17 protein-coding genes are annotated in these 15,841 nt (G+C 62.0%); 16 read left to right on the forward strand and 1 reads right to left on the reverse strand.

All coding sequences use genetic code 11. The annotated features are described in order from the left end of the window. Positions 1-11 precede the first annotated feature (11 nt). The 8 genes from AC1IQ6_RS05730 to AC1IQ6_RS05765 all read left to right on the forward strand — a co-directional run bounded on the left by AC1IQ6_RS05730 (position 12) and on the right by AC1IQ6_RS05765 (position 6,717). On the forward strand, positions 12-875 hold the full coding sequence (locus AC1IQ6_RS05730; protein ID WP_232886117.1) for a ParA family protein: 864 nt from the start codon (positions 12-14) through the stop codon (positions 873-875). Further along, a complete protein-coding gene (locus AC1IQ6_RS05735; RefSeq protein ID WP_232886116.1) occupies positions 859-1,113 on the forward strand; it encodes a type II toxin-antitoxin system HicA family toxin in 255 nt (84 codons plus the stop codon). Before AC1IQ6_RS05730 ends, AC1IQ6_RS05735 begins: the two co-directional genes overlap by 17 nt. Next, positions 1,106-2,836, forward strand: a complete 1,731-nt coding sequence (locus AC1IQ6_RS05740; protein ID WP_232886115.1) for a ParB family protein — start codon at positions 1,106-1,108, stop codon at positions 2,834-2,836. The genes AC1IQ6_RS05735 and AC1IQ6_RS05740 overlap by 8 nt, the downstream gene beginning before the upstream one ends. After that, positions 2,833-3,393 carry a DUF2857 domain-containing protein gene (locus AC1IQ6_RS05745; RefSeq protein WP_232886113.1) on the forward strand — a complete coding sequence of 187 codons (561 nt, stop codon included), beginning with the start codon at positions 2,833-2,835 and terminating at the stop codon, positions 3,391-3,393. Before AC1IQ6_RS05740 ends, AC1IQ6_RS05745 begins: the two co-directional genes overlap by 4 nt. Next, positions 3,393-4,598: an STY4528 family pathogenicity island replication protein gene (locus AC1IQ6_RS05750; RefSeq protein WP_232886111.1), complete on the forward strand. Its 1,206-nt coding sequence runs from the start codon at positions 3,393-3,395 to the stop codon at positions 4,596-4,598. The genes AC1IQ6_RS05745 and AC1IQ6_RS05750 overlap by 1 nt, the downstream gene beginning before the upstream one ends. Before the next feature lie 330 nt (positions 4,599-4,928). Continuing rightward, positions 4,929-5,717, forward strand: coding sequence for a PFL_4669 family integrating conjugative element protein (locus AC1IQ6_RS05755; protein WP_232886109.1), 789 nt, complete (start codon positions 4,929-4,931; stop codon positions 5,715-5,717). Further along, complete coding sequence (locus AC1IQ6_RS05760; RefSeq protein ID WP_232886108.1) at positions 5,714-6,253, forward strand: DUF3158 family protein; 540 nt, start codon at positions 5,714-5,716, stop codon at positions 6,251-6,253. Before AC1IQ6_RS05755 ends, AC1IQ6_RS05760 begins: the two co-directional genes overlap by 4 nt. A 77-nt stretch (positions 6,254-6,330) precedes the next feature. Next, positions 6,331-6,717, forward strand: coding sequence for a single-stranded DNA-binding protein (locus AC1IQ6_RS05765; RefSeq protein ID WP_232886106.1), 387 nt, complete (start codon positions 6,331-6,333; stop codon positions 6,715-6,717). Between the two features lie 119 nt (positions 6,718-6,836). Here the strand turns inward: AC1IQ6_RS05765 and AC1IQ6_RS05770 are convergent, their stop codons facing one another. Next, a complete protein-coding gene (locus AC1IQ6_RS05770; RefSeq protein WP_232886104.1) occupies positions 6,837-7,568 on the reverse strand; it encodes a hypothetical protein in 732 nt (243 codons plus the stop codon). A 354-nt stretch (positions 7,569-7,922) separates the two neighbouring features. Here AC1IQ6_RS05770 and AC1IQ6_RS05775 point away from each other — a divergent pair, with 354 nt between their 5' ends. From AC1IQ6_RS05775 to AC1IQ6_RS05810, 8 genes are all read left to right on the forward strand, one after another. Continuing rightward, positions 7,923-9,932: a DNA topoisomerase III gene (locus AC1IQ6_RS05775; RefSeq protein ID WP_232886102.1), complete on the forward strand. Its 2,010-nt coding sequence runs from the start codon at positions 7,923-7,925 to the stop codon at positions 9,930-9,932. A gap of 518 nt (positions 9,933-10,450) precedes the next feature. Further along, positions 10,451-12,049 carry a DNA cytosine methyltransferase gene (locus AC1IQ6_RS05780; protein ID WP_232886100.1) on the forward strand — a complete coding sequence of 533 codons (1,599 nt, stop codon included), beginning with the start codon at positions 10,451-10,453 and terminating at the stop codon, positions 12,047-12,049. Positions 12,050-12,275: 226 nt separating this feature from the next. Continuing rightward, positions 12,276-12,839 carry a hypothetical protein gene (locus AC1IQ6_RS05785; RefSeq protein WP_232886098.1) on the forward strand — a complete coding sequence of 188 codons (564 nt, stop codon included), beginning with the start codon at positions 12,276-12,278 and terminating at the stop codon, positions 12,837-12,839. A gap of 321 nt (positions 12,840-13,160) precedes the next feature. Next, positions 13,161-13,373, forward strand: a complete 213-nt coding sequence (locus AC1IQ6_RS05790) for a hypothetical protein (protein ID WP_232886096.1) — start codon at positions 13,161-13,163, stop codon at positions 13,371-13,373. A 21-nt stretch (positions 13,374-13,394) separates the two neighbouring features. Further along, complete coding sequence (locus AC1IQ6_RS05795) at positions 13,395-13,787, forward strand: hypothetical protein (RefSeq protein WP_232886095.1); 393 nt, start codon at positions 13,395-13,397, stop codon at positions 13,785-13,787. A gap of 178 nt (positions 13,788-13,965) precedes the next feature. Next, the gene (locus AC1IQ6_RS05800; RefSeq protein WP_232886093.1) at positions 13,966-14,655 is read left to right on the forward strand and encodes a hypothetical protein; all 690 of its coding nucleotides are present in this window, start codon (positions 13,966-13,968) and stop codon (positions 14,653-14,655) included. Positions 14,656-14,736: 81 nt separating this feature from the next. Further along, positions 14,737-15,462 (forward strand): DUF5983 family protein, encoded by a 726-nt coding sequence (locus AC1IQ6_RS05805; protein ID WP_232886091.1) that lies wholly within the window; start codon positions 14,737-14,739, stop codon positions 15,460-15,462. Positions 15,463-15,561: 99 nt separating this feature from the next. Next, a complete protein-coding gene (locus AC1IQ6_RS05810) occupies positions 15,562-15,840 on the forward strand; it encodes a uridylate kinase (RefSeq protein WP_232886089.1) in 279 nt (92 codons plus the stop codon). The last annotated feature ends 1 nt before the right edge of the window (position 15,841 follow it).

Genomic DNA, 15,841 nt, shown 5'->3' on the forward strand with positions numbered 1-15,841 from the left:
GGAGAGCCCCCTTGAAGGTCATATCGATCATTTCGACCAAAGGCGGCGTCGGCAAGACCACTGTTGCGGCCAACCTCGGTGCCTTCGTCGCCGATGCCGGCCTGCGTGTGCTACTGCTCGACTTGGATATGCAGCCGACCCTGTCGTCCTATTACGAGCTGACGCATCGCGCACCGGAGGGTATCTACGAACTGCTGGCCTCCAATGAGCGCGACCTGGCACGTCTGGTATCGCACACCGCCATCAGCAATCTGGATCTGGTGCTGTCCAACGATCAGCACCGCCAGCTCAACACCTTGTTGCTGCACGCCCCAGACGGGCGCCTACGGTTGCGCAACCTGATGCCGACTTTCCAGCCGCACTATGACCTGGTGGTCATAGACACCCAGGGCGCGCGCAGCGTGCTCTTGGAAATGGCGCTGCTGGCATCCCATCAAGCGGTATCTCCCGTCACACCGGAAATCCTTGCCGCGCGTGAGCTGCGGCGTGGGACGCTGCAGCTTGTCGAGGACATCGCACCATACCGAAAACTGGGGATCGAGCCACCCGCGTTGCAGTTGTTGATCAACCGCGTTCCGGCCGTGTCGACGAATGCGCGCCTGATCCAGCAGACGCTACGCCTGATTTTCCATGAGCAGCCCAGCGTCCGGGTGCTGGATACCGAAATTCCTGCGATCGAGGCATTTCCGCGCGCGGCCACTCAAGGCCAGCCAGTTCATCGCGTCGAGCACCGACGGCCTTCCGGGCGCCAGACCGTGGCCGCACTGGAGATCGTGCGCTGTCTGGCGAATGAACTGTTCCCCCAGTGGCAGGAACGGTTCGCTGCCGTCACCGGCAAGGCCGGCGGGAGGGTCACCGATGTCGAACGCTCGTGATCTGGCTCGTGGCCACAAGCGCTTGCTGCCGCTGATCGAATATGCCCTGGCCGAAGGCTGGGAGGTTGTGCGCACCGCTGGGGGGCATCTCAGGTTCACTCGGCCAGGATTGCCGCCGATCTTCACCAGTTCGACCGCCAGCGACCACCGCGCGGGACGCAACGCCCGTGCCATGCTACGCCGAGCTCAGCGCGATGCCTCTGGGTTACCTGCGCAGGAAGGAGATGGTCATGCCTGACATCTCTCCCCAAGATGTCGCGCACAAGCTCCTGAGCGATGGTTTCGCCCGGAACGGCCCCGTCGCGAATAGCGTGAGCGATCCGATCGCGGACACCCCCATGGTCGTTACTCTTGACGAGCTTCGACCATATGAGCTTGATCCACGACTGACGCGCAATCCACTTTACGACGACATCAAAATGTCGATCAGGGAGCGTGGGCTCGACGCACCGCCGTCCATTACCCGGCGTCCCGGCGCGGATCACTACATCATCCGGAACGGTGGCAACACTCGCCTCGCAATCCTGCGCGAGCTGTGGAGCGAGACGCGGGACGAACGGTTCTTTCGCATCGCTTGCCAGTTCCGACCATGGCCGGAACGCGGAGAGATCATTGCGCTGACAGGCCATCTCGCGGAAAACGAGCTGCACGGCGGCCTGTCGTTCATAGAGCGGGCCTTGGGAGTGCAGAAAGCCAAAGAGCTGTACGAACAGGAGACCGGCAAGGAATTGTCGCAGTCCGAGTTGGCTCGCCGCCTCCAGGCGGACGGCTATCCAGTACCGCAACCCCACATCAGCCGGATGCAGGAAGCCATCCACTATCTGCTGCCAGCCATTCCGACGGTACTTTATGCTGGCCTGGGCCGGCGCCAGGTCGAGCAGTTGACCGGTCTGCGGCGGGCAGCAGACAGGGTCTGGTCGGCCCGCAGCCGTCAGTCCCGATCCCATCTCGATTTCCCTTCGCTGTTCCAGGACGTACTGATTTTGTTCGATGGCGCTGGGAGCAGCTTCAGCGTACAGCGGGTTCAGGACGAGCTTGTAGGCCAGATGGCCGATCTGCTCAATATGGATTACGACACGCTGCTCTTCGAAATCACCGATTCTGATCGCCGCTGGGAAATCCTCAGCAGCGAACCGTCAGAAGCCGGGGCGACTCCAGCGCCGCCGCCATTTGCGACCGCCCGGGAGTCGACCACGTCGCAACCGGAGAACACCCAGCCGCCACCGGCACTGGCAGCTACGTCGCACCTCAGCGACACTTTGCCGGCTCCGGTCAATGCTCCCGCAGCAGCCCCCTCGGGTACGAATGAACCCCAATCCAACGATGCGCAACGCGCCGCCCTGTTGCAGGAGCACATCGTGTCGCCAGCCGGCACGACCGAACGGTTGCAGTCCATTCAGCGCCTCGTCGCGGATCACACTGGCGAAACGCTGCCGGATTTTGAGCGCAACGTCCTGCAGTCGATTCCGATCCAGGTTGGCAGCCTCTATCCAATCACCGATGTCTGGTACATCGAGGCTGGACTCGACGAACCAGATCGCCTGCGCACGCACATCGAGCAATTCGCCCGGGAGATCGCCGACGAAACCGGTCTGCAAAATCTCATCGAAGCCTGCGAGGACGGGATCGGTTTTCGCTGCCAGGAAAATGAAGCCAGGACGGAGCTGACCCAGCATGCCCAAGCGACGCTGGCATTGCTGCATGCTTTGAGCGCACCTTATCTGGCAGTCGATCGCTCGGCAGCTGGAATCGATCTGTCGGTGCTCACAGGGATGCTAGGGGCGTTGCTGCAGGGCGCTCCGACCGGTCCACTGCAGAACGAGCCTTCAGGCCGCCTCAGTGACAATGCCTTGGTCAAGCTGTTTCGCCTGTTGCGGCTCGCCCGCCGCTTGAGGGACATCGAGACCGGCACTGCCGATGACGGACATGCCACGCCCGGGTTGTCAGGGACGTCGCCATGACAGGGCCGCACCCGCTCAACCAAGCCGTAATCGCTCAGGCTCTTCACGATTTGCGCAACGGCCAACTGCGCCGGGCCAAGTCGATGGGATTCGGTGACGAGGACTTGGACGCCCTCAAGCATCCTGCGATGGCGAGTGTGCTGGCCAACGCGAACGTATCCTGGTGCTCGGTGGTGGTCAACCGCGACGTGCTGCGCCGTCTACTGCACCAGGTCGAGGACGTCACCGAGGAGGTAGTGAAGATCGACCGGCTGCTACGTCTGGGTGCCAGCACGGAACTGGTCAGCAGGTTCTTTGGTTTGACTCACCAGGAGATTGCCTTGCGCCGCAGCGTCATCGGCCTGCCGAAACGCAAGGGGAGGCGCCCGGTATTGACCGAGGAGCAAGACACCGACCTGTGGAAACGTTGGTCCTCGACGGTCAAGGAGCAGCAGGTCGATCACAGCGACGACATGGGCATGCTGGGTATTGCCGCGGATCTCGCCGAGGCTACCGGACTGCCTCTGTCCGTGATCTGGAACGCCATACGCGGATGGATCGATGAAGGGCTGACCTGATGCTCGGCGGTCAGAACAGCACGCGCGGCCCGGTCCGGCTGGGTGACCTGTTCGGGCAGGCGCTAGGCCAGCTGCAACCCCACCAAACACCATCCCGCCCTGCCGCCGCGTCACCGTCGACCGACGGTTTCCTCTATAGCGGCAACCGACACGACAGCGTGCCGCGCGCGCTGCTGCTCGACAGGCGCCTGACGCCACTTGAACGCAACGGCTGGCAGGTGTTCCGCATGATGCTCGCGGACGATGGCATTACTGCCATGCCAACCTACGATCAACTCGCTCCCTGGCTGGCCTCGATGCCATGTGCTGAGCGAGCCTCGCACGAGACTGTGGCACGTGCGCTGACTGTGCTGCGACTAACCCGCTGGATCAGTCTCGTGCGGCGGCGGCGTGATCGAAAGAGCGGGCGCATCCAGGGCAATCTCTACGTACTGCATGATGAACCGCTCAGCCCCTATGAAGCAATCCAGCTCGACGCCGATTACCTGGAGTTGGTCAGCCAGGCGCTGACACATGCCAGCAAATCCATCCAGCGCGTGGGTGTGGCCACCCTGCAGGAACTGACGCAAGATCCCATGCTCAGCGGCCAGGTGCTGCCGAGCCGGCTGGAAATCCTGTCGCAACGCTTGGCGGCGCAGGGCTGGAGTGGCACAACGAGTTATCCACAGACCGATGGCGATCGCGATTCCGAAGACGGTGCCGACGACAGTCTTCGAAATCAGGAAGACCCCTCTTCGGATTCCGAAGCAGGTCGGAAAAGCCCGGAAAACGGCACTCTTCGGAATCCGAACCAAGACCGTACAGTACGTATAAAAGAAAGTATTAAAGAAGTACGTACAGTACCGCGCGCGCAAGAAGGATTGCAGCAGTTGCTGTTGCCCAGGCGCTTCCTGGCCCTTAAAGCGGAGCAGCAGAACGGCGCCCTGGCCGCGATGCAGTCCGTGGATCACGATCTGCGGCAGGCCCTGCTGGACGAATGGGATGCACGCTGTGGTTCCACGACAATCCGTAATCCCACCGGCTACCTGTTCGGCATCATCCAGAAGGCTCTGCGCGGAGAATTTCGCATCTGGGCAGGGCAGAAGGCGCCTGCGGCGCAGGCCAGCAAGACACCAGAGCCAAGGCCACGGCCCGCAACGCCTGCTGATGCGGAGGTCGCGAAGGCGCACCTGGCACGCCTGCAGGAACTGTTGCGCTCGTCTTGAGATGGTACGACGTCGCACAACATAGGCCGGCATCTGGAATCCAAGGTGTTCCACCGACGCCTATACCACGGGTATAGCGCAACACGAATCCTTCCTGCATAAGTGGCCGTGGTTGCGCTGCATTCGCCCTCGATAGCGTCCATGGAGTTCCAAGGCCGCCTATACCACGGGTATAACGCAACACGCACCCTTCCCGAGGAGCAGCACAGCAGCGCGTGCGATCGCTCCATACCGGGGAAAACCGGCACGCAGCAGGTGCGGTTTGATGACTGACGGCCTTCCGGCCAGCCCGGATGCTGGCGACTCGTTTCACCACAGAGAGTCGTCATCATGGCCCAAGAGCACAGTCCCACCGAGTCCCCTCAGCTGAACCTGGGGTCGCTACGCAGCGCAATGTCGCTCACGCTGCACACCCATCATGCGTCGCGGATCTGGCATGGCCGCGCACCCGCCGAAGGCCGGCCCGGAATCGTCGGGCTCAATGGCTATATCGCCCAGATGGCCAAAATGAAGCGCGGATCGGAGCAAGACGATCCGTACAGCGATTGGTGGATGTTGCGTATCGAGGAAAAGCTCGACCAGACCAAAGTCACATTGCAGACCTTGCGTGAGCAAGTTGACCAGGCACTTGCTGGCGTGCCCACGACACTCAGCTTGGGCGAAAACCTCAACGTTCAGCCCGTCAAACTTCCGCTGTTCGTGTCTTCGCAGCTGGGCTTTATGGCGGTGTACTTGCTGGCTGATTACGACGACCTGGCACGGCGTTTGATCCTCGCCCACCACACGGCCTTGATCGATCGCTCCACGCTCGAACGCTGGCTCAACGATGGCGCGCACTCATTGCGCAGCCTGTTTTCACTGGCACAGCAGTACCGCTATTCGGGCTGCAGTCGCGATGATTTTGCGGCGAAGAATGCCTCGGCACGAGCCGCGTTGGAGAAATACGGTGAACTTCCCCTGGATGTGCTTGAAGGCACCCGGCGCAGCCGCTTTGCGCCGCCGATCGCGCGCCGCGGCCTGCAGCAGCGCAACGGCCCCGCAGCCGAACCAATTGACGAGGTGGATGCTGCGGCAGATTCGGTGGATGCGACCACGTCCGGTGAGGGTGAATCGGCATGACGGCACGCGAACCGAATCAGCGCCAGTACTTCCAGCCACTGGAACAGACGGACTTCATTCTGCTGGAACACGCTGCCTATTTAAAAGGCCTTTTAAGACCTTTTAAAGGTAAGGGGAGTTTTGAAATCTGGGCCAGCCAATGTCACGCGCTCAGGGACCAGTTGATCAACCTGGCGCAGCAGCGCGTGTTGGCGCAGGCGCGAGGCTACCCCTTCCGCCTGCTGTCCGTTGAGCTGGCCCAGCAGCGTACTGGCGCAGGCACGACCTTTTTGCGCTGGCGCACACACGACCGTTCGATCATGGGAGTCGCTCTATGGCAAGAGGCCATGGCTTCCACGACTACGCCGGTAAACCTGCTGGAAGACCTGCTCGCAATGGAGCAGCAGCGCATCACGTTGAACATGCAGATCAGCCTGCTGCATACCCTTGGCCGGCAAGCCCTGGAGTGCGCCAGCAAGATGGCCCGGGCCGAAGACGTGTACCTGCGCCGGATGGAATCACTCGCCCACGCCCGTGGCGCCAAGCGAGGGCCATAGGCAAGACCGATGCGCCAAGACACGGCTGACCCAACCAACCTCGGGAAGGCCTTTTTCAACCACACGGAGAACCCACCATGAGCACCAATGTCATCAGCGAAGGCAACATCGGCTCCGAACCGGAGTTCCACGAGTACCCGAACGGCAACGAAGAGCCGCGGCGCGTGTTGCGCTTGAACGTGTACTTCGACAACCCGATTCCGGGCAATGACGGCTACGAGGATCGGGGCGGTTTCTGGCGTCCGGTCGATTGGTGGCATCGTGATGCGGAGCATTTTGCCACCTTGTTCCAGAAGGGGATGCGGGTGATTGTGCGCGGGCGCGAGGAGCGCGTTGAGCGCACCGACGACGAAAACAACCCGCGCACCACGTATCGCATCAATGCGCGCTGCGTTGGCATTCTGCCGTACCGTATCGACACGATCGAGGTAAGTCCAAAACCGGCAGCTAGCGAGCCAGCGTAGGTCGCAACGAGCCAGTCGTGCTGCCCTTTAGCCTGTCTCCAAGAAGGATAGGGGGATCGCGAGGCAAACGGTTAGCTTGGAGGCACCGACGGTACCGTTGTACCGTCGGTGCCGCTTGATCAAGGAGTTTCTCGGCCTTCCTGACTCTGCTGGAACGCCAATTCCGCCTCATAATCGAGATCACGCCAACTATCGTCGGCACCAGCCATCGCACTGGCCTCCACGAATACAAGCCCAGCTCGGCCCGCCTTGCTGTAGAGCAAGCGCCCTTGGCAGCTCAAGGTATCGCCATTGAACATGCGATCACCTTCCGGGTCATACTCACCCGTCATAACACCAGTAGCCTCGATTGCCCATTCACCAACTGTTGTCCAGAGATCGTCTGTCGGAAGGTGTTCACTTTCCATCTCGGGCGCGTCAGGAAACACAGCATTGCTCTCGGACATCGCGCCGGACACGTCATCATCAAAGTAGATTACTTCGGCGAGCGCTTGGCTAGCGTACGAGTCGTAGAAGTCAGCCACACCGACATATACGCTCTTAGAGTCAGCATTGGCCCTCAATGCATCAATGCACGCCGTCGTGATGACCGACGTCGACACACCCAAAGCGGAAAGTCCGATTTCCTCCGCCCGCGCTTCACCCATCGGCAGATTAAGCACGAGGATTTCAGCGTCGTCGAGATGGTAGTCAAGCGTGGAGTCTGCTTCTTCTACCGACAGTGCAGCATGCGTGCGGTAGCCCAGCAACGCAGCAATGATCTCGGTAAGGTGGGAACGCTTGATCGCCAGGCCTTTCGCAGACAGGGCCTGGGATGCCGCATACGCGGCAGTACGTACATGGTTGCTCATTGGAGTACTCCGATACTGTTCGAGCGCTGGACATTTTGTCGCCATCGAACAGCCGGCACTCCGGATGATTCAAAGCGAGGGGTACTACGGGTACTACGATTGCCTGTTTTAAGCTGTCCAGAACTTGGGCGGGCGCCTGACGCGGATTTTACATCCGTCCGGCGCCCACAGCAACGGAGGCGTATACCTCGCCGCACCATGGCCGGAATAAACGCGTTTCTTAGTGTGATCGCGTCCTGGCACCCTGATCAAAGCGGGTGACAGCCCATTCACCTTGTTTGCGGTCAGCATGATTCAGTTCGTACATGCTTCTGTCCAGATACATCAACAGCGTGACTCGGATGGACAGGCGGTATGCGGCTATTTCTCTGCGAAAAACCTTCGCAAGGTTGGGACATCGGGCGCATCTTAGGAGCGAAGCAGCGCGGTGACGGCTGCCTCAACGGCCCTGGCGTCATCGTGACATGGTGCATTGGTCACCTGGTCGAAGCCGCGCCCCCGGAAGCCTATGACGCACAGCTCAAACGCTGGGCGATCGAACAGCTTCCCATCATCCCCACGCACTGGCGGGTCGAGGTCAAACCCAAGGCCGCCTCCCAATTCAAAGTCGTCAAAGCGTTACTGGCCAAGGCGACCGAACTGGTCATCGCTACCGACGCGGATCGCGAAGGCGAACTGATCGCACGCGAGATCATTGAGCTCTGTGGCTATCGCGGCCCGATTCAACGGCTGTGGCTGTCGGCACTGAACGACGCCTCGATCCGCGCCGCACTCGGCAAGTTGAAACCATCGCGCGAGACGCTGCCCATGTACCACTCGGCGCTGGCACGCTCCAGGGCCGACTGGCTAGTGGGGATGAACCTCAGTCGCCTATTCACACTCCTTGGCCGCCAGGCCGGCTATGACGGCGTGCTGTCTGTCGGTCGTGTGCAGACCCCCACGCTCAAGTTGGTGACTGATCGCGACCGTGAGATCGCCGCATTCGTTTCGATGCCGTACTGGTCCGTCGACGTGGTGCTGTCGGCCAGCGGCCAGACGTTCAGCACGCAGTGGCTGCCGCCGGACGCTTGCACCGACGATGCGGGCCGTTGCCTGCAGGAGCCGGTTGCTCAGCAGGCGGCGCAGTGCATCCGCGCTGCTGGTGTCGCTCAGGTGGTTTCCGTCGAGACCGAACGCATGCGCGAGGGTGCGCCGCTGCCGTTCGACCTCGGGACGCTGCAAGAGGTGTGCTCCAAGCAGTTTGGCCTTGATGTTCAGGAGACGCTGGAAATCGCGCAGTCCCTCTACGAAACGCACAAGGCGACCACCTATCCACGCAGCGATTCCGGCTATCTTCCCGAAAGCATGCATGCCGAAGCTCCCATGGTGCTCGACAGCCTGCTCAAGACCGACCCGAGCCTGCGCCCGATCATCGACCAGCTCGATCGCACGCGACGGTCACGCGCCTGGAACGATGCGAAGGTCAGCGCCCACCACGGCATCATTCCCACGTTGGAGCCTGCCAACCTGTCGGCGATGGGCGAGAAAGAATCGCTCGTCTATCGCCTGATCCGCGCCCACTATCTGGCGCAATTTCTCCCGCCGCACGAGTTCGACCGCACGACGGCAAGGATCTCCTGCGGCGACCAGACATTGCAGGCCGTGGGCAAGCAAGTGGCCGTGCCGGGCTGGCGTCTGCTGCTGTCCGAGCCGCAGGCTGACGAAGTCGGCGATGACGCCGCGCCGCGCAGCCAGGTGCTGCCCGCCCTCCAACAGGGGGCGGCATGTCAGGTGGCCGGCGTCGAGCTCAAGGCGCTCAAGACCCTGCCGCCGCGTCCATTCACTCAAGGCGAGCTGGTGAAAGCCATGAAGGGCGTTGCCCGACTGGTGTCCGATCCACGCCTGAAGCAGAAGCTGAAGGACACCGTAGGCATTGGCACCGAAGCGACCCGTGCCAACATCATCAGCGGTCTGCTGGGCCGCGGCTACCTGCTCAAGAAAGGCCGAGCCATTCGCGCGTCCGACGCCGCCTTCACCCTGGTTGACACCGTGCCTGCCGCGATTGCCGACCCCGGCACGACGGCGATCTGGGAGCAGGCGCTTGACATGATCGAGACCGGGCAGCTCTCGCTCGACGGTTTCGTCGCCAAGCAGGCGTCCTGGATCACGCAGCTGGTCAATCAGTACCGTGGCACGTCGCTGTCCATCCAGACTCCCCAGGGGCCGCCATGCCCGCAGTGCGGCAGCGCCACGCGCCAGCGCAGCGGCAAGAACGGCTCGTTCTGGTCCTGCGCCCGATATCCCGACTGCAAGGGAACGCTGCCCATCGAATCGGGCAAGCGTGCCGCGCCGCGCAAGCGCCGCGGCGGCTCCAAAGCTCCCTGAAACAACGAACCCGTCGTCGCGCTGGCCGACTCGTGGCCACGTGACCATCGCTTCGCAGTCCTGCGAGGCCCCAGCACGCGATACCTTCTCTTGCGGTGTGCGCGCCCCTTCCCACGGGGCGAGAAGGTCTTGTTCCTCGAATCACGCACGCACGGATTCCATCCATCAGCCACAGTTCCGCCCGCTGCGCAGGGTCTCCTGATGTCTTGCCTGTCCAGGCAGTCGAGGCATCAGGAGACCCTGCTGGGTCGGCGGTATTCGACACCGGCGCCCACCGGTGAAAAGAACGGGCTCCTTTTGTGCGCGAATGCGCGCCAGACAATACCGACTCCAGCCACGATACGAGTCGGGTGAATGCTGAGACAGCGAACGGTTCCACCGACGACCGCAATGCATCAGTACACGGGTGGTTTCTTCCTCCGAGCCGAAGGCGGATTGTCTTCGGCGTCTTTTCTCCTGCGCATTCGCCATGACGACCCGGCAATTCCGCCTCGGTCACACGAACAGGAGACACCCGAATGAACCCTCAACCACAACCTGCCGCACTGCGCTTTGGCAGTGTCTGCAGCGGCATTGAGGCCGCGAGCCTCGCCTGGGAACCGCTCGGCCTGCAAGCCGCGTGGTTTTCCGAAATCGACCCCTTTGCCTGCGCCGTTCTCGCGCACCGCTATCCGGCGGTGCCGAACCTGGGCGACATGACGCGGATCGCAGGCGAGATCCGCGCCGGTCGCGTCGAGGCCCCCGATATCCTGGTCGGCGGGCCTCCGTGCCAGGCGTTCAGCATCGCCGGCAACCGCCAGGGACTCACCGACCCGCGCGGCGCACTCACCCTCAGCTACGTGGAGCTTGCCAATGCCATCGACCAAACCCGCCTCGAATCCCGCCGCCCGCCGGCCACGCTTGTCTTTGAAAACGTCCCGGGCATCCTCAGCGACTGCTCCAACGCCTTTGGCTGCCTGCTGGGCGCACTGGCCGGAGAAAGCCGCGCGCTCGAACCGCCAGGGCCGCGCTGGACGTACGCAGGTTACGTGTCTGGACCCCGCCGCCATGTTGCGTGGCGGGTTCTCGACGCCCAACATTTCGGCGTCGCCCAGCGTCGCCGTCGCGTGTTTCTTGTGGCAAGTTGTGGAAACGACCTCGATCCCGTCGAAGTACTTTTTGAGTGCCAAGGCCTGCGCGGGGATTCTGGTAAGGGCGACGCGCCGTGGCAAGAAGCTGCCCGCGCTGCTGGGTCTGGCCCTGCGTCAGCAGGCGGCTATGGGGGAGTGAAGCAGGACTACGGCAAGGTAACGGTGACGTTCGGCTTTGGCAATGGCAAAGGTCCAACCCATACCGCGGCCAGCCTGATGGCCGGTGGCCCCAAGCATGACATCTGCACTGAGAGTTATCTGGTGCAGTCGGTTGCCGGCTTCATCAGCCATACGTTGGACACCGCTAACGGCGGCAAGGGTTCTGGCGAGGATGGCACCGGCAAGGGCGTACCGATCATCGCTTTCACCGCCCAGGGGTGCGGAGCGGATGCAGCCGAAGAACGGGCGCCGACCCTGCGCGCCGGCGGGCATCGCCGGAGCCACGCCAACGCCGGGGTAGTCCCAGCGACCGCATTCGCGGAGAACTCGCATGGCGAGCTGCGCTTTGAGTCCGGCCATGGTCAGGTCACTGGTGCGCTCTCTACGGGAGGCGGTAAACCGGGTCAGGGATGTCCGGTGGTGCTGAGCGTAGCGCTGCGTGGCCGCCACGGAGGGCTGACTGCGGAGTTGGGTGACGACATCGCCCCGACCCTGCGGATCAGCAGCGGCGGCGCCGACAAAGGGCATGTGCTGGTAGCCGGCTACGAAGCCTATTTCCGCTACGACCCGAGTGAGCCCGACGCGGGGGGCTGGTCACGTTGGCGGGTACGTCGGCTCATGCCGGTCGAGTGCGAACGTCTGCAAGGTATGCCCGACGACTGGACGCAGGTCCCGTACCGTGGCAAGCCCGCTGCCGACGCACCGCGCTACAAGGCCATCGGCAACTCGATGGCGGTGCCGTGCATGGCCTGGCTGGGCCAGCGTCTGTTGCAGGCCCTGGACAAGGCGGAAGCGCACGGCTGCGTATTGGTTCGCGACGCCCCGTAATGGCACGCGCATCGTAGAGCCTGCATCGCTGATTCCTCAGCCATTGCCAGCAGCCAGGGTGTTCAGGCTGCCGTGGAGTCTGCTCCATGCCACCCGCCAGTTCGCCGTCGCATCGCTCGGGCGAACGCTGCCCATGCGGGCATCGATGCCTCTTTCTCCAACCTACGGGATGAGCGCTTCGTCCCGCCGGGGCGTGGCGTTTCCCGACTGATCTCAAGGAATGTCCATGGAAACCATCACCACCCAAGACCGCATCACCCTGAAACACCTCAAGGTCGCGGAGTTCGCCAGCGAGGAGACATTGTGCTTCGACGCCACCGTGCTGTTCGATGGCGTCGCCATCGCCGAGGCCCGCAACGACGGGCATGGCGGTTCCACTTTCATCAGGGCACTCGACGGTCAGGCGGCGAGGCTGGCCGAGGCCGAAGCCTTCGCCAGCAGTCTGCCCCCCGACACGCTGGAGGGCGGCATCTCAGGCGAGGACGCCGATCCGCTGGTCATCGACATCACGCTCGACTACCTGGTCGATCATCTGGCCGAGGCACAGCATGCCGAGCGCAAGCTGCGTACTGCTTATGCCCGCGACATCGCCAACAAGGTGCTGTTTATCAAGAACGGGAAGCTATTGTTCCTGAAGGGCATCAAGCTCAAGGCCATCGCCGACCGCGCCGGGTACTTCGCGGCGCTGCGCGCACGGCAGGAAACACCCATCGTCATCCTGGCCGAACTGCCGCCAGACGAGGCTTTCGCCCTGTGGAAGCAGCACGTCCTGGGCGGCGAATCGTCCTGACCCCGGTTTCTCGACCCTCTACAGCCCCACGCGCGGGGCTTTTTTTCGTCCATCAATCAGGGGACTTCAGATTCCCATTTCCGCGTGACGCTGGCCCGGCGCTGGCGGAATCTGCGTGCATGTTCGCTGATTCGTCAGCACATGCCAGCAGCCCAGGGTCTGAGGCTGCCGCGGGGGTTCTCTCCGCGCTACCCACCAGTCCGCATCGCATCGAATCCGCGGACGTGCGTCCCCATGGCGCTGATGCTATTTCTTTAACCGCGTGCGGGAGTTGCCATCCCGTCAGGGACGAGGCCCCGCTTTTTTCAAAGGAGCCCGCCCATGTCTACGAAAGCCTCTGTCGGCCAATTGGCCTTGATCTACTGCGACAAGTTGCTGCCGCTCGAAGTCTTGCATAGCGCCGCTGGCCACTACATTGGGACTCGCGATATCGCAGGCCCGGTGTCGAGGGAGTCGCGCGAGTATTTCCGCAGCTACGCTGCGGCGCAACGTGCCCTCGAAAGAGGCGGCTGGACCCAACTCGCCGCACCCTGATCCACGTGGAGGAAATCTCTCATGAAACAGCTTCTGCCCCAGGAAGCCATCGATCAGATCATCCGGGAGCAGCAGCATTTTGCTGCCGCGCCCCAAGCCTTCTTTGAGGCCTGGACGCGCGGTGTCGAGATCGCTGGCCCTGAATGGTTCGGGGACGGCACTCGGGAATGTCTGAGCCGCGCCCGCGACAAGTGGGATTTGAAGCCCGCCGTACAGCGGATCGAAAAATCCCTCGGTGTCCTGAGTAGCGGGGAACGCATGTTTCTCGCCGCCATGGTCAGTTTCTACAACGAACGCAAGGGCGGTGCGCTCCTGAAGCGATGCGGATTTCACGGGCTTGCTGACTTCAGCGGCCTTGATCTGCAACGTCGCAAGGTGATCGCCGACTTGGTGCTGTACTACAGCGGCTGGTGAACCCTCGGCGCGCCGACGCTTCTCCATTCATCCATCCCAAGAAAGAGGGACATGTGCCTCCATACGAGGCCATGTCCCTCTCGCCTTTTCCTGCTCAGTGCTTGACGGCGCTGTTTTCCCCTTGCGGATGCCGCCGTCCGCACGGGCTGGCTCCGCTCATTTGTTGAAAGGAGCCACCATGATGGCAACCAACTACTACGACGGCATTGGCGTTCTCGTTCTCACCCGTGTGACCCCCGTCATCAAAGCAATGTTCGGCGTATTCGCGCTGGACGAGGACTACCCGGGTCGCGAGATGGCGTCTATCGCTCAGATTTCCGAGACCGATGAGCCACGATGGTCGGGTGTGCTGTTCGGTTTGGAAGATCTTGCCAGACAGCTCGGTATTCCCGTTCCTGACCGTGAGTGGCTGTCGCTTACGGCGCTGCTTGAGCTATTGGCACCGCATTTCGGCGCCAACGAGAAAGCGGAGTTTGAGAACCTGCTCAGACACCACGAGTTCGAGGACGTCGTTGATTTGCGGTCCCTGTTCCTGCTCGCCACCTGCTTTGACGACGGCCATGGTCTGACCGCGATTAAGTTCGAGGGTTCTTGGCGTTGCGACGAGTCGCTGCTGTCGGAGTTTGGCGGTGCCAGCTATTACCTGAGCCGTGAAGTCCGTCTTATCGGTTTATCCAGGCAGGCGCTCTTACTTGGCAGCCAACTGCGCGACGCGCTCCAGATCTATGACGTCAAACGGGCTTCCGATTTGATCGCGCAAGAAACCACCAACCTCCTAGCGGGAATCCGCAACGAGGAATTCCGCATGGCAGTGCTTCAACGAGTTGCCGAGCGGTTGTCCCAAACGCCAGTGATCGGCGACATCTGAAACGCCATTTCGACTTTCAACCCACCGGGGTCAATTCCCGGTGGTGGGGATTTGGCTCCATTATTCAATCTGGAGAAATCCATGTCCCAGCACCCCAATCCCTTCCTCCGCGGTTACTGGAATCTGAGAATCGTCCGAACGCTGTCGATCAGCTACGAGGACGGAAGTCCGCGCGTCTGGCGCCCGCTCCATGTCAGCCAGCAGCAACTCTCCGACGATGCGTTGCGCTCGTCTGCTTGCATCGTCACTAGCGACTTTGCGGCAATCAAAACCGGCATTGAGCCCATCTGCACTGAGCTGATGGCTGAATGGGATGCCGATGAAGGTGTCGTCGATGCGGTGGTGTATGCCATTTACGGCGATGACTTCGATGGACGTCCCGTTCACGTCGGTGATACCTATTCGGCTGAAGCCGCACGGGAGATCGTGCAGCGGTTGAGTTTCGAGAGCGGCTATTTCAGTCGGTCCTGGGAAATCAGCAGCGCGCACATCAGCGCAGAATCCTGGCACTACCTCGAAACCCTTGCGGATATCGCCACTCCGGAGGCGCTTCTGTGCATTGCCTTCCGGATTCCTTATAGCCAGGCGATAGGCATCAAGCTTATCTCTACGCCCTGGACGGACCGCAATCTGGAGTACGCCGAAGGCATCAGTGCCGAGCAGCTTCAGCAGGAGCATCGGAACAAGGGTATGCCCGCCGATCTGGTCCACATCCTTGCATTGGCCGGTCAGGCCGACGTCCGCATTCTCGTCTTCGATGAGGATGCACCTGTGCTGCTGGGCCTGCCGCTGGCCGACGAGCTCTAGTGGGCGCATCAGCGCACCAGCCCTTCTCTCCATCCTTTCAACACCAGCCCGCCTCCAGCCAGGGGGCCGGGCTGCGCTGCTTTTCATAGGAGCAAACTCATGTTCCCCGATCTTCTATCGCCCACAGCCGAATTTGAGAACCAGTTCGGTGCTTGCGTCAGCGCCATGCGCCAGGACGACGCCATCGGCCAGATCCTGCTCTTCAAGCGCATGAGCGGCACACTGCACATGCGTCCCATTGCCAGCGCCGACCTGGAGGGTATCGACGTCGACGAGTACGAAATGGTCGTCTTCGACGGCGGCAGCACCAGCGGCGACAACTGGAAGCATGTCTTCTTTCCGCGTCAGCGCGAACACTACTTCGTGTACGACGACTGAC

It is taken from the genome of Achromobacter sp. MUI-25009338 (assembly GCF_057359325.1).